Source organism: Halobacillus sp. Marseille-P3879 (assembly GCF_900240285.1).
Taxonomy (GTDB): domain Bacteria; phylum Bacillota; class Bacilli; order Bacillales; family Halobacillaceae; genus Halobacillus_A.
This window is the reverse complement of record NZ_OESS01000003.1, coordinates 858,515-883,550: the sequence shown is the minus strand read 5'-3', so window position 1 is coordinate 883,550 and position 25,036 is coordinate 858,515. Positions and strand designations below refer to the sequence as shown.

Annotated in this window: 25 protein-coding genes, 1 pseudogene and 1 riboswitch; of the genes and pseudogenes, 6 read left to right on the top strand and 20 right to left on the bottom strand. The window is 40.3% G+C overall.

What is annotated here, in order from left to right; all coding sequences use genetic code 11:
• Positions 1–34 precede the first annotated feature (34 nt).
• From C1A12_RS18690 to C1A12_RS18675, 4 genes are all read right to left on the bottom strand, one after another.
• Positions 35–1,249 carry a Xaa-Pro peptidase family protein gene (locus C1A12_RS18690; RefSeq protein WP_235001666.1) on the bottom strand — a complete coding sequence of 405 codons (1,215 nt, stop codon included), beginning with the start codon at positions 1,247–1,249 and terminating at the stop codon, positions 35–37.
• A 79-nt stretch (positions 1,250–1,328) separates the two neighbouring features.
• The gene (locus C1A12_RS18685; protein ID WP_101846339.1) at positions 1,329–2,039 is read right to left on the bottom strand and encodes a GntR family transcriptional regulator; all 711 of its coding nucleotides are present in this window, start codon (positions 2,037–2,039) and stop codon (positions 1,329–1,331) included.
• Positions 2,032–2,427: a VOC family protein gene (locus C1A12_RS18680; RefSeq protein ID WP_101846337.1), complete on the bottom strand. Its 396-nt coding sequence runs from the start codon at positions 2,425–2,427 to the stop codon at positions 2,032–2,034. The genes C1A12_RS18685 and C1A12_RS18680 overlap by 8 nt, the downstream gene beginning before the upstream one ends.
• Before the next feature lie 27 nt (positions 2,428–2,454).
• Positions 2,455–3,363: an NAD(P)/FAD-dependent oxidoreductase gene (locus C1A12_RS18675; RefSeq protein WP_235001665.1), complete on the bottom strand. Its 909-nt coding sequence runs from the start codon at positions 3,361–3,363 to the stop codon at positions 2,455–2,457.
• A gap of 110 nt (positions 3,364–3,473) precedes the next feature.
• On the opposite strand from C1A12_RS18675, the gene C1A12_RS18670 reads away from it, so the two are divergent.
• Positions 3,474–4,409 (top strand): alpha/beta hydrolase, encoded by a 936-nt coding sequence (locus tag C1A12_RS18670; protein WP_101846334.1) that lies wholly within the window; start codon positions 3,474–3,476, stop codon positions 4,407–4,409.
• A gap of 77 nt (positions 4,410–4,486) precedes the next feature.
• On the opposite strand, the gene C1A12_RS18665 is transcribed toward C1A12_RS18670, so the two are convergent.
• From C1A12_RS18665 to C1A12_RS18655, 3 genes are all read right to left on the bottom strand, one after another.
• On the bottom strand, positions 4,487–4,795 hold the full coding sequence (locus C1A12_RS18665; protein WP_101846332.1) for a hypothetical protein: 309 nt from the start codon (positions 4,793–4,795) through the stop codon (positions 4,487–4,489).
• Positions 4,796–4,872: 77 nt separating this feature from the next.
• On the bottom strand, positions 4,873–5,508 hold the full coding sequence (locus C1A12_RS18660; protein ID WP_101846330.1) for a FusB/FusC family EF-G-binding protein: 636 nt from the start codon (positions 5,506–5,508) through the stop codon (positions 4,873–4,875).
• Between the two features lie 33 nt (positions 5,509–5,541).
• The gene (locus C1A12_RS18655; RefSeq protein WP_101846329.1) at positions 5,542–5,913 is read right to left on the bottom strand and encodes a VOC family protein; all 372 of its coding nucleotides are present in this window, start codon (positions 5,911–5,913) and stop codon (positions 5,542–5,544) included.
• 217 nt (positions 5,914–6,130) lie between these two features.
• On the opposite strand from C1A12_RS18655, the gene C1A12_RS18650 reads away from it, so the two are divergent.
• Positions 6,131–7,351 (top strand): dicarboxylate/amino acid:cation symporter, encoded by a 1,221-nt coding sequence (locus tag C1A12_RS18650; protein WP_101846327.1) that lies wholly within the window; start codon positions 6,131–6,133, stop codon positions 7,349–7,351.
• Between the two features lie 309 nt (positions 7,352–7,660).
• Here C1A12_RS18650 and C1A12_RS18645 read toward each other — a convergent pair whose 3' ends face one another.
• Positions 7,661–7,963: a hypothetical protein gene (locus tag C1A12_RS18645; RefSeq protein WP_235001664.1), complete on the bottom strand. Its 303-nt coding sequence runs from the start codon at positions 7,961–7,963 to the stop codon at positions 7,661–7,663.
• Entirely contained in the window at positions 7,960–8,532 is a 573-nt protein-coding gene (locus C1A12_RS18640; protein ID WP_101846325.1) for a GNAT family N-acetyltransferase, read from the bottom strand. Before C1A12_RS18640 ends, C1A12_RS18645 begins: the two co-directional genes overlap by 4 nt.
• Positions 8,533–8,996: 464 nt before the next feature.
• Between C1A12_RS18640 and C1A12_RS18635 the strand changes: the two genes are divergently transcribed.
• A complete protein-coding gene (locus C1A12_RS18635; protein ID WP_101846323.1) occupies positions 8,997–10,547 on the top strand; it encodes an AbgT family transporter in 1,551 nt (516 codons plus the stop codon).
• A 386-nt stretch (positions 10,548–10,933) separates the two neighbouring features.
• Here C1A12_RS18635 and C1A12_RS18630 read toward each other — a convergent pair whose 3' ends face one another.
• The 10 genes and pseudogenes from C1A12_RS18630 to C1A12_RS18585 all read right to left on the bottom strand — a co-directional run bounded on the left by C1A12_RS18630 (position 10,934) and on the right by C1A12_RS18585 (position 22,540).
• Positions 10,934–12,025, bottom strand: coding sequence for an ABC transporter substrate-binding protein (locus C1A12_RS18630; protein ID WP_235001663.1), 1,092 nt, complete (start codon positions 12,023–12,025; stop codon positions 10,934–10,936).
• A gap of 12 nt (positions 12,026–12,037) precedes the next feature.
• On the bottom strand, positions 12,038–12,820 hold the full coding sequence (locus tag C1A12_RS18625) for an ABC transporter ATP-binding protein (RefSeq protein ID WP_101846321.1): 783 nt from the start codon (positions 12,818–12,820) through the stop codon (positions 12,038–12,040).
• A 6-nt stretch (positions 12,821–12,826) separates the two neighbouring features.
• A complete protein-coding gene (locus tag C1A12_RS18620) occupies positions 12,827–13,648 on the bottom strand; it encodes an ABC transporter permease (RefSeq protein WP_235001662.1) in 822 nt (273 codons plus the stop codon).
• Positions 13,649–13,976: 328 nt separating this feature from the next.
• A pseudogene (locus C1A12_RS21460) lies at positions 13,977–14,211 on the bottom strand (transposase); the annotation flags it as partial.
• Positions 14,212–14,594: 383 nt separating this feature from the next.
• The gene (locus C1A12_RS18610) at positions 14,595–15,812 is read right to left on the bottom strand and encodes a CHAD domain-containing protein (protein ID WP_101846320.1); all 1,218 of its coding nucleotides are present in this window, start codon (positions 15,810–15,812) and stop codon (positions 14,595–14,597) included.
• A 274-nt stretch (positions 15,813–16,086) separates the two neighbouring features.
• The gene (locus tag C1A12_RS18605; protein ID WP_306417021.1) at positions 16,087–16,368 is read right to left on the bottom strand and encodes a DUF4870 domain-containing protein; all 282 of its coding nucleotides are present in this window, start codon (positions 16,366–16,368) and stop codon (positions 16,087–16,089) included.
• 403 nt (positions 16,369–16,771) lie between these two features.
• The gene (locus C1A12_RS18600; RefSeq protein WP_101846317.1) at positions 16,772–17,383 is read right to left on the bottom strand and encodes a metallophosphoesterase family protein; all 612 of its coding nucleotides are present in this window, start codon (positions 17,381–17,383) and stop codon (positions 16,772–16,774) included.
• Positions 17,384–17,605: 222 nt separating this feature from the next.
• Positions 17,606–18,514, bottom strand: coding sequence for a branched-chain amino acid transaminase (locus tag C1A12_RS18595; RefSeq protein ID WP_101846315.1), 909 nt, complete (start codon positions 18,512–18,514; stop codon positions 17,606–17,608).
• A gap of 177 nt (positions 18,515–18,691) precedes the next feature.
• A complete protein-coding gene (locus C1A12_RS18590) occupies positions 18,692–19,309 on the bottom strand; it encodes an NUDIX hydrolase (RefSeq protein ID WP_101846313.1) in 618 nt (205 codons plus the stop codon).
• 180 nt (positions 19,310–19,489) lie between these two features.
• Entirely contained in the window at positions 19,490–22,540 is a 3,051-nt protein-coding gene (locus C1A12_RS18585; RefSeq protein ID WP_101846311.1) for an efflux RND transporter permease subunit, read from the bottom strand.
• Between the two features lie 279 nt (positions 22,541–22,819).
• Positions 22,820–22,864, top strand: a riboswitch (PreQ1 riboswitch).
• An 85-nt stretch (positions 22,865–22,949) separates the two neighbouring features.
• On the opposite strand from C1A12_RS18585, the gene queC reads away from it, so the two are divergent.
• Genes queC through queE form a run of 3 tightly spaced genes read left to right on the top strand, consistent with a single transcriptional unit; the run spans position 22,950 to position 24,803 of the window.
• Positions 22,950–23,615 carry a 7-cyano-7-deazaguanine synthase QueC gene (gene queC, locus C1A12_RS18580; RefSeq protein WP_101846309.1) on the top strand — a complete coding sequence of 222 codons (666 nt, stop codon included), beginning with the start codon at positions 22,950–22,952 and terminating at the stop codon, positions 23,613–23,615.
• Complete coding sequence (gene queD, locus C1A12_RS18575) at positions 23,615–24,082, top strand: 6-carboxytetrahydropterin synthase QueD (RefSeq protein WP_101846307.1); 468 nt, start codon at positions 23,615–23,617, stop codon at positions 24,080–24,082. Before queC ends, queD begins: the two co-directional genes overlap by 1 nt.
• The gene (queE, locus tag C1A12_RS18570) at positions 24,075–24,803 is read left to right on the top strand and encodes a 7-carboxy-7-deazaguanine synthase QueE (RefSeq protein ID WP_235001660.1); all 729 of its coding nucleotides are present in this window, start codon (positions 24,075–24,077) and stop codon (positions 24,801–24,803) included. The genes queD and queE overlap by 8 nt, the downstream gene beginning before the upstream one ends.
• Before the next feature lie 51 nt (positions 24,804–24,854).
• Here the strand turns inward: queE and C1A12_RS18565 are convergent, their stop codons facing one another.
• Positions 24,855–25,022, bottom strand: coding sequence for a YqaE/Pmp3 family membrane protein (locus tag C1A12_RS18565; protein WP_101846303.1), 168 nt, complete (start codon positions 25,020–25,022; stop codon positions 24,855–24,857).
• Positions 25,023–25,036 lie beyond the last annotated feature (14 nt).

The window sequence follows — 25,036 nt, the reverse complement described above, 5'->3', positions numbered from 1 at the left end:
GACAGTCTAAGGAATTCTTAACAGCTCTCTTTTTCTATTTAAGAAGTCTTGGTTCAAAAGGAAAATCAGAAAAGTTCTCGACTCCGTCTTTAGTAACAAGAAGCTGCTCCTCAAGCTTTACTCCTTCACTGCCACCAGGGGAACCTATATAACTTTCTACAGAAAGCACCATATTTTCCTCAATCACCCCATCATATCCTTTTTCTTCGAAATCCTGGGGATACACAATATATGGATACTCACCACTAAGCCCTGTTCCGTGCGCTACTGTAAAATAACGGTTAGGAAAGAACTCTTCAGGAATCTTCCAGCTTTTCTCTGCATATTCTCTAAATGTCATTCCAGGTTGCAAAAGTTCAATATTATATTGAACTTGTTCAAAGGCTGTTTGATATAACCTTTTCTGTTCATCTGAAGGCTCGCTCATTCCACAATAAAATGTACGGCTTATGTCAGTAAAATAACCGAATGGTCCATTCATGTCAGTGTCAAAAGCTACTAATTCCCCTTCATTAATGACTTTGTCACTACACTCTTGAAACCATGGATTTGTCCTGGTTCCTGAGCTTAAAAGCCTTGTTTCTACATAGTCGCCTCCTTGAGCAATGTTGGTTTGATGAAGATAGGACCAAAGCTCATTTTCAGTAATTCCAGGTTCTAAGGCTTCCTGCATGCGAATCATACCTTCTTCCGCCGTACGGACAGATATTTTCATCGCTTCGAGCTCCTGTTTATTTTTAATGCTGCGGGCATGCTCAATCGGTTCCTGACCGTCCATTACTTCTATTCCCAGTTTTGCCAACTCGACCGCACCTACCGAAGGAATGTAGTCAACCGCCAGCTTCTTATTGTTTCCTGCAAGCTGTTTCATCAGATCCTCTATTTCCCGTGCCCATTGCTTGGCATTGTCATACAAATGATCACCAGAAGCTACGTAGGACAATGTAATTGCCGGCCGGACTTCATCTATAGTTTCGATCCCATCTGACAAATGTTCGCAGTTTGGGAAATCAAACAACGTAACCGGTCCCTCTACAGGAATAAAGGCATACCGTGCTGGATTACGCAGCATAAATACTTGCATGTTCCTGCTGCCTGTTGCATACCGAAGATTAACAGGATCAAAAATAACAATGCCGCCATATCCTAGTCTCTTCAATTGCTCTCTCACTCTTCCTAACCTGTACTGACGCATACGTACAAGGTCGATCTGTGTTTTATCGTGGCGGATACTTTGTAACTTGCTCATAATCGTTCCCCCTTGTTAATATCGTACATGTATAACATGTTACTATAAGTGAAAACTTGTTACAATAAGGTAAAGCAAGTTAGTTTCCTATTTCAATTTTGTATTGAAAAGAGGCAGGAAGATATTTTGTTCTGCTGTATTCCATTGGGAGATAGTCGAGCCCAAATGTTACCCGTTCGATAACAATTAATGCTTCCCCTGGTGAAATTCCTAATAAATCAGCTTCGTAACGCGTCGCATTACATGCGGATACATTTTCTTTAATCGTCGTATAATGAATATTGAAACGACCGAGGTGAGGAAAAAGATCAAAATCTGTACCTGTTGTATCTTTTATCTTTTCTCCGATCTCCGCTGGTAAATACATTTGTTGTATAGCTATCGGTCGATCATCAGCAAAGCGCAGTCTATCTAAGGAGAATAATTCTTCCTCGTCAGGACGCTTTAGCTGCCGCGCAGCAAAGTAGTGACGGTTAGTATCCTCAGCTCGAAGAACCTTTACCGTCAAGTTATGACCTTGTTCATGATGGATAATTCCAGGATTATTCATATCGACTTTCGGACGCAGCCGTACTTTGGTAGGAGCGCCTCTTCGTGTTTCTAGAATTCCTGCCTGAACAAGCTCGCGAACGGCCTGTCTAATCGTTGTACGGCTCACGTTATAGTATTCCATCAGCTGGCTTTCAGAAGGAATCGTTTCTCCCTCATTCCACTTTCCTTCCTTGATATTTCTAACCATCTTATTTTTTATTTGTGTATATAAAGGCAGCTTCTTTTGGTTATCAGCCATTGTTGCTTAATTCACTCCAAACATCAAACTGATTGCCATTTAAATCGTAGAATACAAAATTGCGTCCCGCATGCCCACGGTCTTCAACTTCGCCTACTTGAACTCTGTTATTAATAAATTGCTGACGAATTTTTAGTAATGACTCTTCTCCTTCTACTTCAAATGTAATAGCAAAACAACGTCTGCCATTAACATCTGTAAAATTAGACGTCTCTCCTTGTTTTGCTTTAACGAGAAAAAAACTTTGACCGGCCATATTCACAATGGCTTTATGTTCATCCATATAAGTCAAATGCGCCCCTAATTTATCACTATACCAGTGAGCAGATTTTTCTACGTTATTCACTGGAAGGTACGTGGTCCCCACTCTCATTAATTGTTGTTTCATTTCTCATTCTCCCTTCGAACTGAAGTATTACTCTTCTTTTAACAAGGATTTATGAACCCATAATGCAGCGATTGAGGCTTCCCCCATTGCTGCTGTCACTAATTCCGAATGGGCTACAGCGTCCCCGGCCGCCCAAAGCCCTTCTACAGTGGTCATTTTCGTTTGAGGGTCTACAATTAAATGTTTATTTTCTCTTACTTGCGCTCCCAGCTGGGCCGCCAGATCTGAGCGGACGATATTCCCGCCAAAAGCTACGAAAGCCTTCTCAGCTTCTATTATACCGTCTTCCACAGTTTCTACAGCTTGAATTTGTCCATTTTCTTCTTTAACTTCACAGATCTCTGTTTCTTTAAGGGCGACCTGGCTGGCCTGTAATTTCTCCAGCATTTTCTTAGATAGCGGTTTTTGATCATGGTTGATAAATGTAATCCTGGAGCTCCAGTATGTCAGAATTACAGCAAGCGCAGCCCCTGTATCTCCTGACCCCATGACTACTGTTTTTTTACCTTTGATTTCATATCCGTCACAATCTGGACATACATAAATGGAAAGACCCAGGCAGGGTTCCACACCTTTAATAGTTGGAATATGGTCTTTTACTCCTGTTGCCAATAATACCTTTCTTCCTTTAATATTGAGCTGGCCGCAAGCTTCGAACGTGGCTCCATTTTTATGTAGATGACGGACGGCATCATTGTAAAAATGCACCCCAAGCCGCCTGGCATGCTCTTCACCAGCTTGACGTAATGTATGCCCGCTGACACCGTGCGGAAACCCAAGGATGTTGTTATATTTTTGACAAAGAGTGGACCGCCCTTCCTCTGCATCAATTACTGCCACTTTTCTCATATATCTTCCAAGCTGGATAGAAGCCTGCAGACCTGCAACTCCTCCGCCTATAATTATACAGTCATAAATCATCGTCAGCTGCCCCATTTCTTCATAATTTCCTTTACGTTTCCCTCTTCGAAACAATTTACTAATGAAGAAATAGTTCTTCGATGTTCGTTAATAATAGAAATACACACTGAGTAGGAGTTGCTCACATGAGTATAGATAAGATTATAAATAATTTAACAAACCTGGGACATGAGTTGGATTTTGATCATCCCATCGAAATAAATGATGAGATTGCAGCTTACTTAAAATTTTACGGTCTCGATTTTAAAGAGGTAGAGTTCAACTTAGGAAAACTCGTAATTCACGAAACGGAAATTTCCGTCCAAATTTTCACACCTGAACAAACGAAAGCAACGGTTTTCCTTTTGCACGGATACCTTAATCATGTGGGGCATTTAAATAAAATCATTAAACATTTAACAGATCTTCAATACCGAGTAATCAGTTATGACCTGCAGGGGCACGGATTATCAAATGGAGAGCGCGCTTCCATATCATGCTTTGCCGATTATGTGACCACTTTGGAGAAGCTGATGGAAAAGGTAAAAGCAGAAATGCCTGATCCATTTTTCGTCATCGGTCACAGTACAGGCGGAGCCATTATAATTGATTATTTATTAAAACACCGTACTCATCCCTTTGATAAAATTATTTTACTTGCCCCGCTTGTCCGTTCAAATCACTGGCATTTAACAAATATAGCCTACAGGCTTGTGAAGCTGATCCCTTTTATTAAAAAAGTGAGAAGACAAATTAAAAAAAGAGCGTTGAGTAAAGAATACGTTGCTTTTCTAAAAAAGGACCCCCTTCAACCAAAAGCCATCCCCTTAAGCTGGCTTAAAGCGTTGATGGACTGGAACAAATCAATTCCATGCTATCCTCCACTCGGGGAGGAAATACTTGTCATCCAGGGGAACAAAGATGATACAGTAGCATGGGAATACAACGTCTCCTTTATTAATAAAAGGTTTCCAAATGCTTCTATTGTTCTTGTGGATGAAGGACCTCATGAATTAATTAACGGATTCCCTCATATTCGAGAGACTGTCTTTCAAAAAATTGGGGATTTTTTAGCCCGATGAAATTTTTTATTCTACGTAAAAAGGCTTTTCCATTTCGGAAAGCCTTTACCTGTCTGTAAAAATATATAAACCAGGAATTAATACCGCTGGCGGGAAGGTTCCCTATCGTACTGTTCCTGTAACTGCTTTATTTGATTTTGGAGCTCCTCTATTTGCCGCTGCATTTTCTGCTGCTCACTTTTCTCCTGTTCTTCTTCTTGCTGGTCGAGAAGTTCCTCTTGTTTTGCCTGGGCTAATGCGATGGATTGGCCTGCAAGGGTAATAGCATCCCCTGCTGTTACCAGCCATTGCCCGAAAAATTGGAGTAGATCGGCAAAATTGTTTTGATAAAATTCATTCTTGAGATTGTTGTTTCCATCCCTGCCATTTTCGTAAAAAGCACTCATTAGATCCCCTTCTTTTATAGGTTCTGCTTTATCTTATGCCTGTAAGAATGGAGTGACAAAAGAATGTGCGTGAAAAGTTAAGCTCTTAACCGATTCATAAACTCTTCCAAAGGATCCAATGAAGTCATCTTTTGATTACATGTCATGCTGTCCTGACAAATATAATTGCCTCGTTTAATAGTATGCTGTTCGGAATCTTTAATCGTAGTAGTAAACATTCCTACCTTTTCATATTCATTGCAGATGGAACAGATCCCTTTGGTATTAGATTTCATAAAATCGCCGGCCACCCCTGATAAACGCCCGGCTTCTGGAAATATGATAAACTTCCTATGCGCGCTCATATCATCCCAGCCAAGATAAGAAAGGTCACGTCGGTCAATATCTTTAAGAACAGGAATTTTCAGTTTTTTCACTTTTGGGAATAATTCCTTCATCCTGTTTTCGGGTATCTCCGGAAATGGAATGACATAGTGTTTCAGCTGTGAAAGAACAAGGACGGCATCTGCCTGATCCTTAATCTCTGTCACCTGCTTCACCATTTCTGATTGAGAATCGGATAGTTCTTTAAATACAGCAAGTACTTTTTCTTTAGAAACAGATTTAAGCGCCTGTATGACTCCCGTATCGTTTACAGTAGAATGTCCGTTGATTAAGTGGTAGGTCTGACTTTTTATGAAATTAAATTGATCACTTCGAATAAATGCATCCAAGGTCATTCCTCCTTTTTGGGGAACTCGAGAGCTTTATTTATTAAATTCAATCAAATTACCATCCGGGTCACTGATAAACACCTGGTGCCACTCTGTTTTATTATGCGGCTTATTGACAAATTCTACATTGTGCTTTTCCAGATTCTCAATGACTTTGTCTATGTCCTCTGCTCTGACAGCAAAATGCCCGTCACGACTATCAATTTCTGTGGTTCCCCGCAGCGTACCGCCCTCTTCATGGACAATTAAGTGAATTTGAGTCGTACCCACCTGATACCATGCACCTGGAAAACCAAAATCGGGTCTTTCTTTACTTTCTTCAAACCCTAGAATTTCTCCATAAAAATGCTTCGCTCGTTCAATATCCGTTACAATGATCGATACATGATGTAAACCTTCATACATAGCCGGCCACCCCTTTCTTTATTATCTTTATCGTACTATACCACGCCGATAAAAGTCATATAAAATGTCACCCCAGCTAATATGTCTAATAACTTGCAAATCGGGAACATTTGTAGAAAAGAGCATACAATTGACAAGGATCTGGTAATCGTGTAGAGTGATAAATTCAAATTCGGAGTAAAACGATAAGGATTATAAAGTAAAAGGAGGCATTGAAATGAAGAAATTTCTGAAAGCCTATTCCGATGTGTCTTTAATCAAAAAGATAACGGCTGCGCTTGGACTTGGTATCATTGTCGGATTGGTATTTGGAGATGGTGCAGAAGTTCTACAGCCTTTGGGTGATTTATTACTTCGTTTATTACAATTTATTATTCTTCCTCTTATTCTTTTCACTTTAATTGTTGGAGTCAATCAAACAAATATAGGAAGTCTGGGACGTATGGGAGGAAAAGTATTTCTATATTATTTAGCGACCTCTGCTTTAGCTATTCTAGTCGGAGTAGCGATAGCCAGTCTGTTTAACCCTGGTACGGGGGCGTCGTTAAGTGGAGACGAAAGCTTTGACACACCAGATAACCCAGGCGTAATTGAAGTACTGATGAGTATCGTTCCGGATAATATAATTACTGCCTTTTCAGAACTAAATTTACTGGGAATTATTTTTACAGCTCTTGCTTTCGGGATAGCCATATCATATCTGCGTTCTACAATAGACTATCATAAAGCCGGGGAAAAACTCTTCCAGGGTGTTGATGCTTTAAATGAAGCGACGCTTACTGTGATGAAAGGAATTCTGCAATATGTTCCGATTGGCATCTTTGCCATTGTTGCCAATGTGGTAGGCAGCCAGGGGATGAATACTTTAACGGAGCTTGGTAAGTTTATTGGTGTTCTTTATATTGCCATTTTGGTACAGCTTGCGATTTATATAGTTATATTATACTTCAGTAAAGTAGAACCATTATCATTTTTTAAAGAAGCCCGTACGCCCATGGTTACAGCCTTTGTTACCCAGAGCAGTTCAGGTACTCTGCCACTGACACTAAATGCAGCCCATAATTTAGGATTAAAGAAAAGCTTGTATGGATTTAGTCTGCCGTTAGGAGCCACCATTAATATGGATGGAGCGGCGATCCGAATCGCTGTATCCGCTGTATTCGCAGCTAATGTTATAAACGAACCATTGAGTTTTGCTGCTGTACTGCAGGTTGTCATCGTTGGTACTCTCGCTTCTGTAGGTACGGCCGGTGTGCCGGGAGCCGGGATTATAATGATCGCCACTGTCTTTGCTCAAGTGGGACTCCCAATGGAAGCTGTAGCCTTATTAACTGCTGTTGACGTGCTCGTGGGGATGGGAGCTACAGCATTAAATGTAACTGGAGATCTGGTTGGTACTTCCATCATTAACAAGACCGAAAAGAGAGTTTCTGAATAAGAGAATTATAACGGACGCATAGTTGGAATTAACAAGAGGCTGGGACAAAACTGAATAAACATAAATAATCCGAATGATTTTGTAGAAATCAGTTCGGATTATTTATGTTAAAGAGAATTTACACCATCGCTCCGTCAAAACGCTTCGACTCGTGCTGTTCCCACAGGAGTCTTCGCATTTTAACTACGCTAATCATCTGCGTTTATATGAATGTCCGTTTTTTGACATCACTGCGTTACTTATGTTCAACTCCCCTTGCTATTAGCGACAGAAAAGGATGGTCTGAACCTGCTATTCTTTATTCTTTGATCAGCTAAGAAATAAACTCAGCAGAAATGGAGCTGCCATTAAAACAGCAGAGACAACTGAAAGCCAAACAGTGACATTCCGGGGAAGCATTTCCCTTCCTCTGCCTCTATACCAACCGGTGAACTGCCACTTGTTACGATAGAAAATAAACAACAGGACATAAATGCCAAGAGCTGCCAGCCATTGAAATTGGAATACACGGTCATTCCAAGTATACAAATTACTAACCAAGGACCATGCAAAACTTCCAAGAATGCCAAATATAAGGACGATCCTCAACAACTCTACTATCAATCTTATCAACTTTGACCCCTTCTTATCTTTGCATAAATGCATGTATCCCTTACCTCAAGCCCATCTACAGAAAGGTCATCGTTTTTCAACACACCTTCGAGCTCATAACCCAATTTTTCTGGAATGGCCCGGCTTTTATCGTTGAAAAGATCACACCGAATTTCTATCCGCTTTGCTTTCAACTCACGAAAAGCAAATTCAGTTAACCCATCCACAGCTTCAGTAATGTAGCCTTTTCCACTATATCTTGAATCCACCCAGTAGCCGATTTCAAACTTTGGAACCTCCCAATCCATTCGATGAAGTCCTGTCGAACAAACGAGTTCTCCTGTTTCTTTATGAAAACCGAGCATTCGAAGGTCCTCTCTTTTTAGAAAATGTATATGAGCGTTCCTTACGTTAACCTCAGTCTCTTCTTCTGTCTGTGGATGCTGGGCAAACGGAAGCCACGGCTTGATTTCAGAAAGGGAAGCCTGTATAGATTGATAGACTTTCTTCCCATCACCCGGCAACGGAAGTCGAATATGTAATCGGTCTGTGTAAAATTCGTGTGGAAAATCTATAAGTATTGGGTCCATATGTATGAAACAGCTCCTTTGCATAATGATTCTAACTTTTTTCTCTCATTAATTCGTCAAGCCTCGATTTATCAATTCTATTTTTTTCAGCTGTTTACATACATAATAAATCCCCAGCTTTTCTTCTTCTTTCCTTGTAAAAAATATAACACATAATACAACTAATCTCATTTTTTCCCAAAAATTTCTTCGGACCTGAATCTTCTTATCCATCAAAATACTCATTTTACCAATCTAAATCATTAAAAGGTCCCCTTTTCGACCTCAGTCATATCAACGAATGACAAACTTCTTTATAAGATGACAAAATCTTTTCATTTTTTACTCTTTTATTAAATCTATTTAAATTTTCACAACATCTAATATAATAATATTTGCGATTTTTAAACTATTTTATATGAAATTTTCAGAAAATTATATAAAACTTAAATTATTTTTCTGAAGAGAAAGGAGATGGTGAAAACATGGAAAATCATCGAAAAGGATTGTTCCAGCGTTTTCTAGACGGGGTTGAGTACTTAGGAAATAAGCTTCCTCACCCTGTAACGTTATTTGCTATTCTTGCCCTTGCTGTACTTGCCTTATCTGCCATTGTTTCTGCAACAGGGATAAGTGTAGAACATCCAGGCGAAGAGGGCGAAATGGTAGAAGTCACAAACTTATTAAATGCGGAAGGGATTCAATACATCTTTGAAAGTATGGTCGATAACTTCATTGGATTTGCTCCGCTTGGTGTTGTGCTCGCAACGATGCTTGGGATTGGCCTTGCAGAAAGAACCGGCCTGATCAGCGCTTGTTTACGCGGCTTTGTTTTATCAGTACCTAAGAAACTGGTTACTCTTGGCTTAGTGTTTGCAGGTATTATGTCGAGCGTTGCTTCCGACGCAGGCTACGTCGTCCTTCCTCCTCTGGGTGCTGTTATTTTTGCCGCACTTGGAAGACACCCGCTTGCAGGTTTAGCTGCTGCATTTGCCGGCGTATCTGCAGGTTTTAGTGCAAACTTATTCTTATCAGCCACGGATCCTATGCTTGGGGAATTAACGATTGACGCTGCGTCCGTTGTCGACCCTGCCTATGCTGAAGGTATGAACATTGCGATGAACTATTATTTCATTATTGCCTCCACATTCCTACTCACTTTTGTAGGTGCCTGGGTGACCGAAAGAATTGTAGAACCGCGCTTAGGCAAATATACTGGAGAACATACTGAAGACTTAAACGGTCTTGATGCTTTGGAGAAGAAAGGTTTAATTGCAGCTGGTATCGCATTATTGGTAGGTCTTATTGCTACAGCTTTACTCATCGTTCCTCCAAATGGAATTATGCGTGGAGAAGATGGTTCAATTGTCCAGTCGCCTTTCATGAGCTCACTCGTTCCAATCATTGCTCTGCTATTCTTTATTCCAGGCCTTGTTTATGGAAAAGTGACAAAGAATATTAAGAATGATAAAGATGTAGCCAATCAGCTTTCAGACACGATGGCATCTATGGGGATGTTTATAGTTCTTGCCTTTACAGCTGGTCAATTTGTTGCTTACTTTACGGAATCTAATATGGGACTTGTTCTTGGGGTGTTTGGAGCTCAATTTTTAGAATCCATTAACCTCTCAGGAATACCTCTAATTATTATGTTCATTCTGGTGGCCGGATTTATTAACTTGTTTATCGGAAGTGCTTCTGCAAAATGGGCGATGATGGCTCCCGTATTCGTGCCGATTATGATGCAGCTTGGTTATTCTCCTGAACTAACCCAAATGGCTTATCGTATTGCGGATTCAGCCACAAATATCATCACTCCGTTAATGACGTACTTTGCGATTATCATTGCTTTCGCACAGAAGTATGATAAGAAAATGGGAATCGGTACACTTATCTCAGTCATGTTCCCTTATTCAATTGTTTTCTTGATTTCCTGGACAATTTTCTTAATCCTTTGGATGTCCATTGGATATCTGGATTTCTTGCCATTTGAGCCAAACCTTGGCCCAGGGTCTCCGATTGAATATAATAAATAAACTTTTCTCAAAAGAAACTATCTTAATATGGATAGTTTCTTTTTTGTTGAGTGTAAAAAACTCTGTAGCTTGTGTATGACTGCTTCCTTCCCTAATAAAAAGGATCCGCATGAAACGGATCCTCTTTCCTTCTATTATTTTGTCGGTGTATTGGCATCATGCAGCTTCTTATCACCTTTTTCTCGTTTTAACGCGTTTAAATCTTCTTTACTTTTATTTTTCGCTTTCTTTCCCATCTGTCACCCTCCAATCTTTATGTTCTCACTCTATAGCTTGTCTCTTTTTATAAAAAAAATGATGTTCAGTTACAATTCTACCTGTCTGAACATCGCAATTACACATTGTAAGAAGCTATCGCTGTAGACTGCTAACTGCCTCTTACACTCTTATTTAGTTTCATACTCCCCGATAATATCCACTGCCTTTTCTGTCACTGACGTTTCAATGGATTTATCAAAATCAAATTCTCCTCGTGTAGCTCCATTTCGTTCATACATTTCATACTGATTCTTAATGTCATCGATAAACATTTCGCCATTTGGATTCAATCCTGTAATCGAAACCTTTTCCCAGATTTCATGATCCTTTAATGCCGTATGCTTCGTCATAATATCGATAACCTCTTCTTTTCCTTCACCGTTTACAAACGCGTCGTTATAATCACGTACCCCTTTCAAATAAGCAGCCATAAACCGAAGCGAGACATCCTCTTCTTCGAGTATGAAGCGAGGAGAACCCAGTACCATCGCAATCTGAGCATTCGGGGCAAAATCAGTTGCATCTCCTAATCGTACGTGGAGTCCCTGCTCAATTCCCTGAGTAATTAAAGGTTCGATCTGCAGGGCGGCATCGATGGACCCATTTCCCATAGCAGCAAGCATGTTTCCGAAATCAGACATAAGCACAAATTCCACGTCATCCTCGGTTAACCCGGCGTGTTTCAGCATTTCCTGAAAAATATAATCATCTACTGCATTTCTAGACGAAACGGCTATACGTTTACCCTTTAAATCGGAGTAATCTTTAATTTCTTCCTTCAAGTCTTCTCTTATTACAAACGAGAAGTAGGAATTACCATCAATATAGTGACCTTTGTCAGCAATAATCTTCACATCGATCCCCTGGGCAATGGCATTAAAGAAGGAGGAAGTGGAAACTCCGCCGGCAATGTCTACTTCACCGGCTGCTAACGCGGGCAGCATATCATCGCTGTTGGCAAACTGCGTGAATTCAACCTCTATATTATAATCTTCAAAATATCCTTTTTCCTTCGCAATATAAAACCCGGCGCCTGAAGCGGCTCCATCTTCAGCAATAAAAACGGATGCCTTCTTATCTAAAGGCGCTAAATCGCCTGAAGGATGTTTGTCACTTACCTCTTCCTCTACATCTTTATTAGATTGACTGGCCGAACAGCCCCCTAGTAGGAAAACAAAGAAAAGAAGGGGAACAAACCACACCATCTGCCTTTTAATCATATTAACTCACCCTTATTCTTTTACTCGTGATGCCTGCACCTCATCATGAAGATGCTTCCATATCTCAACAAAATGCCTTGCCATAGCAGGATCAGCACGAACCTGCTCCATGTTTCTTGGACGGGGTAAATCAATCACCTTTTCATCAATAATTTGACCTGGCTGAGAACTCATAAGCAGAATACGATCACTGAGCAGCAAAGCCTCGTCAATACTGTGAGTAATAAACAACACTGTTTTTTTTGTTTCAGACCATATATTCAACAGTTCTTCCTGTAAAATAAATTTATTTTGCTCATCTAACGCAGCAAATGGTTCATCCATTAATAATATTTCCGGGTCATTAGCAAACGCTCTTGCAATACTGACCCTCTGTTTCATCCCCCCTGATAACTCTTTTGGGTATAATTTTGCAAATCGATCAAGCCCTACTTTTTCTAAATAGTAAGTCGTTCTTTCTTTTATATAATTCTTTGGCAAATGCCGCATCTTCAATCCAAACGCTACATTCTCCTCAACGGTCAGCCAGGGAATAACGCCGCGCTCCTGAAATACCATGGATTGAAGAGGACGGCCTTCTTTATGTTGATCAATCGTAAATTCACCAATACTCGGCATTTCTAAATCAGCAAGGATACGAAGCAGTGTTGTTTTTCCACAGCCGCTCGGACCGATCAGGCAAATAAACTCACCATCTTTTATATCGATCGAAATATCCTTCAAGGCCGTTACACTGTTTCCTTTTTTATAGAAAACTTTAGTGAGGTGTCGAATAGAAATCTTTGAACTTGCCATTTAAGTTCACCTCCAGGGCAGCAGTTTATTTTGAAATCCTCTTAAGATAAGTGAGAACAAGTAGCCAAAGAACGAGATAAGCACGAGTCCTACATACATCTCTTGTAATAAAAAGGCTTTATAAGAAGTCCATATTAAATAACCGATTCCCGAATTAGCTCCCATCATCTCCGCTGCCACAATGGTCAAAAGTGCAATCGCCTGCCCCATTTGTATTCCTTCAAGCATGACAGGAAGTGAACCTGGCAGGGCAATCTTAAAGAAAAAGTTCTTCGAATCTGCCCCGTAATTCTTTGCCACATCGAGGTAAATACGATCTATGTTAACAACCCCCGCGACTGTATTGATGATTACAGGGAAAAACACACTGCCTGCAATCGTTACAATTTTTGAAACTTCCCCTACTCCAAATAAAATTAAAATTATAGGAAGCAGCGCAAGGGTTGGAATTGGCATTAGAGCCATAATTAACGGCGAGAAAAAATGACGGACAGGTGAATAAAGCCCCATTATCAGCCCTAATATGACAGCTGGAATAACCCCAAGCAAAAACCCTGCAAAAATTCGAAATAAAGAAATACCGATGTGATCAAATAATTCTCCGCTTGTGCCCATCGTTAAGAATGTGCCTACGATCTCTGTCGGTGGCGGAAAAAATCTTGCATCAACGAGACCCGTGCGAGACAAAAACTCCCAAAGCAGTAAAATGAAAATCGGTGAAGAAATTGTAAGTACTTGTTTCATTCGTCCTTTTATCTGTCTTTTTCTCCACTCTTCTTGTTCGATTGCCATCGGATCCTGGTTATGTTTTCTCATTTCCTTCTTCATGCTTCACCACCTCTTTATGCAAGTCATCATATGTGCGAATGCCTAGAAGTGTGAAAAGAACAAAGACGCTGGCCAGACACGCCACGCATAAGCAAAACGGCAGGAGGAAGGCGCTCTTCCCTGCTGCAGGTCAAATTGCTTATGTCGAGTGTCTTTCTCCACAGCTTGGGATTTTATAATTCCTTAGAACAAAAAAAACAGCCCAATAAGAATCGAGGCCACTGAAGAACTTCACGTTTTCAAGTGATGTGTAAAGATAGGGGCGGGTTGAACGAAGCAACCGTTCAACCCGCCTCTATCTTTTGATCTTAAGAAGGTACTTCCCCTATTATTCCTCCTTGAGCTTCATCATTTGCTTTAGATTAAAGGCTGAATATCGCCATTGCTCCTTGTATACACATGCCTCGGAGACCCGAAGATGAGCCAGTCTCATATCCGTGTCTATGCTTCAACTCGCTCTTCTTCGCTTCAATTTTATATCGTTCTTTTGCTCTTTCTATAAAGGATTCGCTGTTCTGGAATGCTAGTTGGTTTTGGTGTTCCTCTGATTTTATGGAAACGGAATTATAGTCCCTCCAATTGCCTAAAGTTCATGGATAATTGTTTTGTCTATCTATCATCCAATCCCTCCCTTTTATGTATTCCTTTCATTGTACAAAAAAAGAGTGACTCTCTTTTATCCATCAAAGAAAATCACTCTTTTTCGTTTTACCTCTCTTGATGCCACGATGAGCGCTCGGTGGTGACACCTGGTCGATTAAAACCACCCACGTCCTGTGGCCAACATCGACACTAGCACGTCCGGTGCGTCGCGGGAACAGCGCGAGCCGAAGATCCACTTGGTCAAGCGATCTTCTTGGCCAACTTAACTGAGTCCGTGCCCGCGGCAAGCATCCACCGATAAGCGATTCGTTTAGAAAGGACTTTTTCAGTGGCCTCATAGGAATCAGAGCTGTTTATCAGCAATCTTCATTATATTCACTTCTTCCACTCGTCCGGCCAATTCATTCTTTAGATTTAACTTAACCGACTTTATATGCTTCTTCTTTGCATCTATCCGTTTCTGATGTTTGTTAATTATCTTCAGCCAATCTTTCAGGTCATTAATAACCCCAAGTTGGTCTTGAATGCCTTCATAATAGTCAGCCTGCTTTTTATAATTGTCTTCAAACATTTGATTAAGATACCTGCAAACGTAGCGCAGGTATTTGGCTTCAATCCTTACTCTGTGTAATGCATCAAGTGATTCCCCGGAATCTCTACTGGAATTCCGTACAGCCTCCTCAAACTCATCCACAGCTTTTTGAAAGGATTGTTCCTTGGAGCTTAAACGCTGCTCTACGGATAAAGGAACCACGTATTGTCGAAGTTCATCTTTTATAAATTCTTCCCACAGGCCGTAATAATGATCACTTATGATCTCTGGGAGCTTATTTTCAAGCTTTTGTTTATGTTTCTTTCTGTTATCTGCCACTACTTCCTGCAACTGAGCATATACAGAGAGTGATTTGTTATTTTCTTCAAGCTTGGTCCGTTCAATAAATTCACTAAGAAAAACGTCAAGTTCTCTAACATTTCCTAAAAGCTTATGAGCTTCTTTGAGTGGAGCCAAAAGAGGATGGTTACGGGACACATTTATAAATAAAAGCATAGCTTTCAAACGGCGTCCATATACCCGGGCTTGATGGATGTCTTCTGGATCTTTAAAAGTAAGTGCGTTTCTGCCGTACTCGCGATACTTTCCCAATAAGTTGTGAAATACCACTGCCCACCGATCGACAATTCTGGTATTTAATATCCCGAGACATTCCTCACAAACATACTTTCCTTTTACCTGGAGAAGAGACTGCTCCCTTTCACAAATGGCACATCCCTGAAGATCATCATTGATAATAACCTCTTCATTAACAATTTTAATTTCTACCTGTTTGCCTTCTTGCCATTTCAGTTTCTGCCTCAGTTCGATTGGTATAACCACCCGGCCGTAACGGTCCAAAGTTTTGGCTTCTTCTTTTTGTTCCTCCTTCACTATTTTTAACCCGTGGTTATTACCGATTTCATACACCCCTAATTGATTTCCTTTTAAATCAAGTTCATCTCGAATGTCTTTAGGGATAACAACCCTTCCCATTTTATCCAATTGCCTCATATACTTTGCAGCCATTACGTTATCATCCACCTTCTGGAAGTATCTTTCTGATAACTTTCCCTTCCTCCCTGCATTATTAACCCTAAACTTCTTTTTCAAATGCCACTAGTGTATATTGGTGTGGACCTTTCAAAGGAAGGAATATCCCATTATATGAGATGAAAAAATTGTTTAAAACACAAGCCCCTCATTCAGAAATGCAGGAGATGTAACTAGAAGTTTCTCCCTGAAAGTTGGCAGAGGCTTTCATAAAAACTGTGCAGCCATTGGGCTGCACAGCTTATATATATTAGTTGAATTTTTCTAATTGCTCCTCTGCCATCTTACCAGCCACTACTAAATGATACCTTTCTCCCTGGTAAGCTTTGATCATCAGAATAATCCACAAAATAAGCGAAACAGGAGCAATGATTAAGTTAATTAAAATGCCGATAATTGGAATGAAGTTGACAACTATGCCGATTACAAACAGCCCGCCAAACACAAGCACTGACTGCATCGCATGAAAACGGATAAAATTATTCTCTTTCTCGATAATCAAAAAAATAATTCCGGTCACAGCTCCAAGCAAGTACGCAAGCAGACCACCTACATTCTGATCCAGCCCTGTTGACGATTTTTCCTCCTCGGTCTTTTTTTCTTCTGCGGGTGGTACCTTTGTTAGGGTCCTGCTCCATGTTGTTGATTCCTCCTTAAGACTTTGTAGTAAAAAACTGATCCGCCGCTTTTAAGAAAAGGAAAAAACAAACGAAATTGTCAAACTATTCTGTATTTTAATTATATAATTCCTTATTTCTAACGTCAATAAGAAATGAAGATCTCAACACTCTGTGTATTAAACTGACCAAATCCCATCCCTCAACTACTTGTGTCTATCAGGAACTATAAGATACGCAATTATTCTTACCGTTAAAGTCTTTATAGGTGAATTCTTTTTTAATAGAAAGAAGGCACGCGAGTGGATCAGCGTGCCTTTACACCGTATAGACGTCGTGAGATGGAAGTTCTAAGAGAGTAAGCTTTCCACCGTACACCGCCCCTGTATCAATATTGATCTGGTCTTCATAATAAGCAATATCCGGAACAGGAGTATGACCGTGAACTACAGTTTTTCCAAGTCCTATTTCCTCAGTATGCCTTGTCCATAACATCGTATGTTTTTCCTGTTTTTCCAGAGGAGTAAACGGCTTCAGTCCAGCATGCACAAAAATATATTCCTGTGTTTCGTAATACAGAATTAAATGACTTCTCATCCACTCCTGATCATACTTCACCTCATCAATATTTCCCCTGTATGACTGAAAGGTGGTCGAGGCTCCATTTATTTTCCATAGTTCCATAGCTTCCGTTTCGTATTCAGCCCTTATAAACAAATCATCATGGTTACCCTTCAACGCGATAGCCCCATCATTTTCTACAAGCTGTTTTACTTTCTTAACTACTTCCCTCGAATGAGGACCACGGTCCACATAATCTCCCAGCAAAATCAGCTGATCCTTATCGGGTTGATACTCAGCTTTTTCCAGAGCGCGCTCAAACTTGTTAATATCTCCATGAATATCCGACACGACAAGGTACCTCATCATTTCCTCCTCCAGTTATTCCATGATTCATACTTATCTATTTCTTATTTTAAAGGAGTTTAAACATCGCTTACACTTCTTGTCTCATAGTTAGGTTTAAATTCTTATCCCCAGTTTTACCGATAAAACCAGTTCTTCCTTAAGTCCTTTTGTTCTTTCCTTCTTCCTTTATTAGTTCTTATTATAATTTATTAGATCGTTCATCTCTTCTAACCTATTTATCCGTCATTCATAGACTGGAGTAGAGTAGTTCAAATACGATGCAAGGTTTCCTCTTATCATCTGCTCATACAACTCCTTAATTCTCCGTGTCACTATCCCTGTTTTTCCAGTACCGATCACTCGATGATCAATTTCTATTACAGGCTTAATTCCTATAGCTGTGCCTGTAAAGAAAACTTCATCAGCTTCATAAAGCTCAATTCTAGTAAAGCTCTGTTCTACAACTGGTAAACCGAGCTCTTTAGCTGCAATATGAAATACAGTATTACGAGTAATGCCGGGAAAAATATCATCAGCTACCGGCGGCGTAACAAGCGTGGAGCCACGAACAATAAAGACATTTTCTGTAGCTCCCTCACTAACGTGCCCCTCTTCCGTTAAAAATATCGCTTCATCGAAACCATTAGATTCCGCTTCTTGAATCGCAAGTCCGGAATTTAAATAACCAGCACTAGACTTCGTCTGTGGAGGAATGGCATTACTTCCAATTCTAGTCCAGGAAGATAGACACACCTTTAAATACGGCTTTGCTTCATACTCCGTAAAATCCAGGTAGATGGATAAGCGGTTATACGGATCGCTTAAATTAGGACGAAGTGTGGACTCCCCTTTAAAACAAATAGGCCGTATATATACATCCTGGGTCACATTATTTATTACGAGAAGTTTTAAGATAAGGTTATACATCTCTTTCTGAGAATAAGGTACTTGTATAGTTAAGCTGTCACAGGAGCGGTGAAACCTGTTAATATGATCGACCAGTCGAAAGACGTAAAGCTGACTTTGCTCCTCGTTCCAAAAAGCCCGTATACCATCTATGGCTCCTAACCCATAATTCAGTCCTTTATTTTTTACACTGACACTAAGAGTCGTATCTTCAATAAACCTTTCTTTATCAAACATGTATACCATGTTCTCACGCCCCTTTATACAGACTATATGCCTCGGGCCGTTAGATAGTCTTAGAAGTAAAGAAATGAACCCTATCTATCTGCTGCAGGAAAAAATCAAACCTCCGGGCTAAGGGTGCTTTTTGTTCTGGGATGCTTCGAGAGCCGCGACAACGATTCGTTATATGATTTTTACCTATCAATCTATGTAAGGCTGTTTAAAAGGATTATTTAAATACTGAAACAAGAGATCAATCTGTGACTTTGTATTACGATTTAGTGAAAGTTCAGGCAAGCCGTTTCTTTCGAAAAACTGCACATCACTTGTCTCTAACGTTTGATCAGCAGGAGAACCAGTGACGTCACATTCAAGGAAGAATTTATAGTAATGATACGGCTGAGGCGGATGTGGGTGCTTGAGATAATCTAAAACAGCGATCAGCCGCTTATACGAAGCCCTGTATCCTGTCTCTTCTTCCACTTCACGAATTACATTTTCCGTTAAAGATACTCCTACATCCGCAAAACCGCCGGGCAGAGCCCACTTTCCATCCACCTTTTCCCGAACGAGCAATATTTTGTTTTCTTTAAATATAACTGCACGGGCATCAATCTTAGGAGTTTGATAACCTTCTTCCTTGTGAAACAGATCCATAACAGTAGACATAGAAGTACTGGAATAGGAAGACATTATTTCTGCGCTTAATTCGAGCAGTTGACGATACCGCTTTAGATCAAACTTGTCCTTTGAAAACGTCAGCCCTGCCTGGGCAGTAGATTGGATTTGCTGCGCCCACTCTAACCATTTCTCAGTCATATCTTTCATTCTCCTTTATACGTTTTCGTCCAGCTTTTTCTTTTTTCCAGAAATAAATTAAATTATAATCTTTACTGACCTTTTGTCTTAACATTTACTAAAAACCTTTCAAAAGAGCTTATGTTTCTATTGTACGTAAAAAAACGAACCCTTAGCAGCTGTAAGGGTTCGTATCTCAATCTAGCTTACTGATTCTTTCTCTTCAAGGCGTTCTTTCTGCTTACTCTTTGATTTCCAGAATCGAATTCTTGCATTTGTAAACAAACGATATACAGCTGGAATGAGAAGCAGAGTAATTACTGTCGCAAACAGCAGCCCTGAAATAATTACGGTAGCCATCGGGGCCTGGTAATTCCCTGAAGAACCAGTAGCCAACGCTAACGGAAGCATACCTGCTGCTGTCGTTAAACTCGTCATAAATATAGGACGTATACGATTCTTGCCAGCTTCAACCAGGGAAGCTTCCACGCCAAGTCCTTGCTGACGCAGCTGATTTGTACGGTCAATATACAAGATCGCATTGTTGAGCACAATCCCGATCAGCATAATGACCCCCATCCCGGACATAATGCTTAATTCACGCTGAGTAATAAACAGCCCTAAGATCACTCCTACAATTGTCATCGGTATAACTGACATAACGATTAGTGGATGAGCTAAATGGTTAAATTGGACAGCCATGACCAGGTACACGAGAAAGATCGCAATCCCTAAGATGATGAGCATTTCCTGAATCAGCTCCTGCTGCTGTTCAAGGTCCCCTGCAACGGATAAATTGTATCCCGCCGGAGTCTCGTAATCATCAATAAGCTTCTGAACTTCTCGGTTTATTGTCCCTAAATCAGTATCTTCAATATCAGCTGTAAGCGAGACATAACGTTCCCCATCGGAGTGAGTGATTTCATTTGGAGTCTCGATTTCAGCTAATTCAATAAAGCTGGATAACTTCTCTTCTCCATCCGGTGTCATCACCTCTAAGTCCATCAATGCAGATTCCGACTCAGTTTCATTTTGCCATTTAACAGTAAGAGGGACATCTTCCTCCTCTATAGTTATTTCACCCAAAGGAATTTCCATAAACGCTTGCTCTATAATTTGTCTTATCTGTGTTTTAGTCAGACCGGCATCTTCAATTTCATCTTCCTGGAGTACAATTTCTTGTTCAATTGAGGTTCGTTCATTCGAACTGGTAACTCCTACTATTCCGTCTATCCCTTCAAGTTCCTTGGTGAACTGATCAGAAATCATTTCAAGCTCTTCAAAACTTTCACCTTCAATATTAACCTGCACTGGAGCGCCGCTTCCCCCTGCTGACATCACACTTTCAACAGAGTTAACCGGCTGATCGTCTTCCAGCTCCCGAAGTGATTTCAGTATCTCTTCATTTATTTCATCCTGTTCCCGGGTGATTTCTTCATCTTTTGTCATATTAATCATCGTATAGAACATTCCGCCCATATCAATCACATAGTTTGATTCAACATCCTGAATGTCAGACAGTGTCTCATTCATTTCCTGGGCAATATCTTCTCTATCATCATTTGTTAAACCAGTCTCTAACTCAACCATTAATTCAGAGTAACGGTTAAACATGTCAGGCATAATTGTCATTGGTACTTTGGTCACCAGAAATAATGAACCTGCGAACATAAGTACAAATATTGATATTACCGCAAAACTATGACGCTTCTTTTTGACTACCCAGCCGACCAGCTTACTATACTTATTAATGATCCTGCTATCCCTTTTCGCTTTGCCCGATTTTCTTAATTTAAGAAATTTCTCAGATAAGGAGGGGATCACTGTAAATGATACGATCACGGAACTGATTAACGTAATGGCAACAACTACAGACAGCATAATCATAAACTGCCCGGTCTCACCGCCGAGTAAACCGATCGGAAGAAATACTACAATTGTTGTAAGCATAGAAGCAATAACAGCCGTTGCAACCTCTTTAGTTCCTTCTAATACGGATTCCATATTTGGTAAACCTGATTCTTTCTTTCTATAAATGGATTCCAGAATAACAATCGAGGAATCTACCATCATTCCAATCCCTAACCCGAGACCAATCAGCGTTAGAATATTAAAGCTGTAGTCAAACAGCCACATAGATGCAAATGTAAGTAAAATAGATGTTGGAATGGCGAGACCTATTATAAACGTTGCTCTTATATTTCTTAAAAAGAGAAGCAGGATAATAACCGCTAATATTCCACCAATAATAATATTTGTAGTTACTCCATCCAGAGATTCTTCTACATAATCAGCTTGAGCTACCATTTCATTTAATTCAAATCCATCAACAAGACCTTCATCACGAATTTCCTGTACCTCTCCCCTGACTGCTTCAGCCATTTCAATCTGGGTAGCCTCCGAAACACGCCCCACTTCTATAAAAAGAAAATCGCTTGTGCCATTTTTCCAAACAAAGGACGATGTTTCTGTTGGCTGTACGGACACTTCAGCCAAGTCCTCTAAAGGTACCAGACCTTCATCGGATGGAATCTCAATTTCTTTTACGTCATCGATACTGCTAAGCTGTGCTGTCCAGCGGAGTGAGGCAGTTTTATCCTCTTCATTTAGTTCCCCGAGTGTTGATTCACTATTAGCTTCTTCAATTGATCCCATTACCTGGTTAACGTCTAAACCCCGGTCATTTAATTCTTCTCTATCAAACTCTATCGTTACCTCATTTTCAGCCTGCCCGGATACAGCCACATCACGGACTTCAGGAAGGCTCTCAAGCCTTGGCTCCAGCACTTCTTCAGCAAATTTATTCATTTCCTCTGCGTCTCCGCCGGAAACATCCATATAAAATTCATATCCCTGCGAGGTTGCATATTGACCGGCTTCAACTTCGTCTATCACATTATTTTCAGAGGCGGTCTGATTAACTATGGATTCGACCTCTTTATAGACTTCATCCCCTTCACCTTGTTCGAAGGTAAGTTGAAAAGAGCTTCTTCCCATATTGGTAGTAGAGTTGATGTCCTCTACGCCTTCCACCCCTGTCATTTGCTGTTCCAAAGGTGTTGTAATTGACCGTTCGACTTCAATGGCTGATGTGTCCCCCGCGTAGATCTCTATGTATGCGCCATCCATGGTAACGTCTGGCATCAGCTCCTGATCCAGTTTAAGCAAAGAATAGCTGCCTACCATTAAAATTAAAACAACCATTAAACCAACCAGGATTTTTCTGTTTACGATAAACCTTAACCAATTCACAAAATAACCTCCCCATATCAAAATAATTATAATTATGTTATATTTTTACAGTACAACAATTATTATAGCTTATCTGATATCTATTGTATTGAAAATTTCGAGAAAACTTTTTATGATTTAATCATACCTTTCCTGCGTTACTTAAACACTGAGCCTGGGACCTAACTTTTCTAAGACCACAGACTTATATATGAATCAAATTTTTTAATTAGAAGTCTTTTACTCAAATCACTATATGTTATAATGTTTTAAGGAAATAAATAAAAGTCTGCAGTAGAAGCAGGAGAGGTTCTAGCTACACCCTCTATAAAAAACTAAGGATGGAACTGGACCTTGCCTTAGGTGCGGTTTTTTTATGTTTTTGGGTTACTGGAATTCTCTTTTTCATCCTTGAAAGGGGAATTTTTTTATGGATAATAATAAAGCAGTCGTTGTATTCAGCGGCGGTCAGGACAGTACAACCTGCTTGTTCTGGGCCCTCGATAAATACGAAGAAGTTGAAGCAGTGACATTTGATTATAACCAGCGTCACAATGAGGAAATTGAAGTAGCAAAAGAAATTGCAAACGATCTAAATATAAAGCATCACGTGCTTGATATGTCTTTACTCAGCCAGCTGGCTCCCAATGCGCTGACCCGGGATGATATTGAAGTCAAAGATGGAGAAGATGGAGAACTTCCCTCTACATTCGTTCCAGGAAGAAACTTGCTCTTCTTATCTTTTGCTACCATTTTAGCTAAGCAAGTCGGAGCTAAACATGTTATTACCGGCGTATGTGAGACAGATTTTAGCGGTTATCCAGACTGCCGTGATGTATTTATTAAATCACTTAATGTCACGTTGAACCTTTCTATGGATGATCAGTTTGTCGTTCATACTCCTTTAATGTGGCTTGATAAAGCCCAAACGTGGGAATTAGCTGATGATTTAAATGCGTTTGATTACGTCAGAGAATATACGCTTACGTGCTATAACGGGGTACGCGGGGACGGCTGCGGGGAGTGCCCTGCCTGTAAACTCCGTCAAAATGGTTTAGAAACTTACCTTCAGCAGAAAGCCGAGGTGTCTGAATAGTGTTTGGGTTTACCATTGTTGAGAACTTACAGAAAATAAACGAAGATATTCAAAAGCATGAGCTTAAGTATCACAACAAACGGGTTCTCGTTAGCAAAGAATTCACATTTGATGCGGCTCACCACCTCCATTGCTACGAAGGAAAATGTAAAAACCTTCACGGTCATACGTATAAGGTAGTCTTTGGAATCAGCGGATATACAGATGATATCGGTCTCGTGATAGATTTTGGCGATATCAAATCAATCTGGAAAGAGAAGATTGAAGTTTACCTTGATCATCGATATTTAAATGATACCCTGCCGAACATGAACACCACCGCAGAAAATATGGTGGTTTGGATTTACGAAAAAATGCAGGAAGCACTAAGTAATGAACGTGAGGATTACCGGGTGGAATTCGTAAAACTTTACGAAACTCCTACCAGTTATGCCGAAGTGCGCAGGGAGTGGATGCAAAGTGAATAAGTTCCCTGTGCTTGAAATATTTGGTCCAACTATTCAAGGTGAAGGAATGGTCGTCGGCCGGAAAACGATGTTTGTTCGTACAGCAGGATGCGATTACAGCTGTGCGTGGTGTGATTCTGCTTTCACCTGGGATGGAAGTGCAAAAGAAGAAGTCAGGAGGATGACTGCAGATGAGATTATAAATGACCTTCGCGAAACCGGCGGCGATAAGTTTGACCACGTTACAATTTCAGGAGGCAACCCCGCTTTACTGAAAAATTTACACGAACTCATTAAACCTCTGCATGAGCATCAGATTGAAGTTGCCCTTGAGACTCAGGGAAGCCGCTGGCAGGATTGGTTTACAGAAATTGATGATTTAACAATTTCACCAAAACCGCCAAGTTCAAAGATTAAAACGAATTGGGAAGTGCTCGATGATATCTTAAATCGACTTAGTGATTTCGAGCGTCTTGATCACACCAGCTTAAAGGTTGTCATTTTTAACGATGAGGACTTACAATACGCTGAATATGTTCACCAGCGTTACCCTCATATTCCGTTTTTCCTCCAAGTTGGTAATGACGATTTAGCAGAGGAACAACCGGAGCAGCTAGCTGCGGATCTGCTGACAAAATATGAGTGGCTTATCGACAAAGTTATGGACTCCTCTTCACTCAATCATGTTAGGGTGCTCCCTCAGGTTCACGCCTTATTATGGGGAAACAAACGTGGAGTTTAAGTACAAAACAAAGCTGCAGATAGAACTTAAAAAAGCACATTGGGCTTAGGCCTAATGTGCTTTCTTTTTATCGTAATGATCTTTGACCACCACAGCGGCGTGAATGGCCCCCGGAACAAAGAAAATCATTGTAAGTAACAGGTTTAATAAGGCTTTTCCAAATTGTCCTGTAAATAATACAGCCAGGGGCGGCAGAAATATGGCTAAAATATAAAGCATAACATCATCTCCCT

Coding starts and splice junctions, on each gene's coding strand:
- C1A12_RS18650 (WP_101846327.1), top strand. CDS start 6,131: ATGAAGAAATTTCTGAAAGCCTATTCCGATGTGTCTTTAATCAAAAAG.
- C1A12_RS18610 (WP_101846320.1), bottom strand. CDS start 15,812: ATGGCTGCAAAGTATATGAGGCAATTGGATAAAATGGGAAGGGTTGTT.
- C1A12_RS18640 (WP_101846325.1), bottom strand. CDS start 8,532: ATGGACCCAATACTTATAGATTTTCCACACGAATTTTACACAGACCGA.
- C1A12_RS18595 (WP_101846315.1), bottom strand. CDS start 18,514: ATGGTATACATGTTTGATAAAGAAAGGTTTATTGAAGATACGACTCTT.
- C1A12_RS18590 (WP_101846313.1), bottom strand. CDS start 19,309: ATGACTGAGAAATGGTTAGAGTGGGCGCAGCAAATCCAATCTACTGCC.
- C1A12_RS18690 (WP_235001666.1), bottom strand. CDS start 1,249: ATGAGCAAGTTACAAAGTATCCGCCACGATAAAACACAGATCGACCTT.
- queC (WP_101846309.1), top strand. CDS start 22,950: ATGGATAATAATAAAGCAGTCGTTGTATTCAGCGGCGGTCAGGACAGT.
- C1A12_RS18665 (WP_101846332.1), bottom strand. CDS start 4,795: ATGAGTGCTTTTTACGAAAATGGCAGGGATGGAAACAACAATCTCAAG.
- C1A12_RS18620 (WP_235001662.1), bottom strand. CDS start 13,648: ATGAAGAAGGAAATGAGAAAACATAACCAGGATCCGATGGCAATCGAA.
- C1A12_RS18635 (WP_101846323.1), top strand. CDS start 8,997: ATGGAAAATCATCGAAAAGGATTGTTCCAGCGTTTTCTAGACGGGGTT.
- C1A12_RS18565 (WP_101846303.1), bottom strand. CDS start 25,022: ATGCTTTATATTTTAGCCATATTTCTGCCGCCCCTGGCTGTATTATTT.
- C1A12_RS18655 (WP_101846329.1), bottom strand. CDS start 5,913: ATGTATGAAGGTTTACATCATGTATCGATCATTGTAACGGATATTGAA.
- C1A12_RS18670 (WP_101846334.1), top strand. CDS start 3,474: ATGAGTATAGATAAGATTATAAATAATTTAACAAACCTGGGACATGAG.
- C1A12_RS18685 (WP_101846339.1), bottom strand. CDS start 2,039: ATGGCTGATAACCAAAAGAAGCTGCCTTTATATACACAAATAAAAAAT.
- C1A12_RS18630 (WP_235001663.1), bottom strand. CDS start 12,025: ATGATTAAAAGGCAGATGGTGTGGTTTGTTCCCCTTCTTTTCTTTGTT.
- C1A12_RS18600 (WP_101846317.1), bottom strand. CDS start 17,383: ATGATGAGGTACCTTGTCGTGTCGGATATTCATGGAGATATTAACAAG.
- C1A12_RS18675 (WP_235001665.1), bottom strand. CDS start 3,363: ATGGGGCAGCTGACGATGATTTATGACTGTATAATTATAGGCGGAGGA.
- C1A12_RS18680 (WP_101846337.1), bottom strand. CDS start 2,427: ATGAAACAACAATTAATGAGAGTGGGGACCACGTACCTTCCAGTGAAT.
- C1A12_RS18625 (WP_101846321.1), bottom strand. CDS start 12,820: ATGGCAAGTTCAAAGATTTCTATTCGACACCTCACTAAAGTTTTCTAT.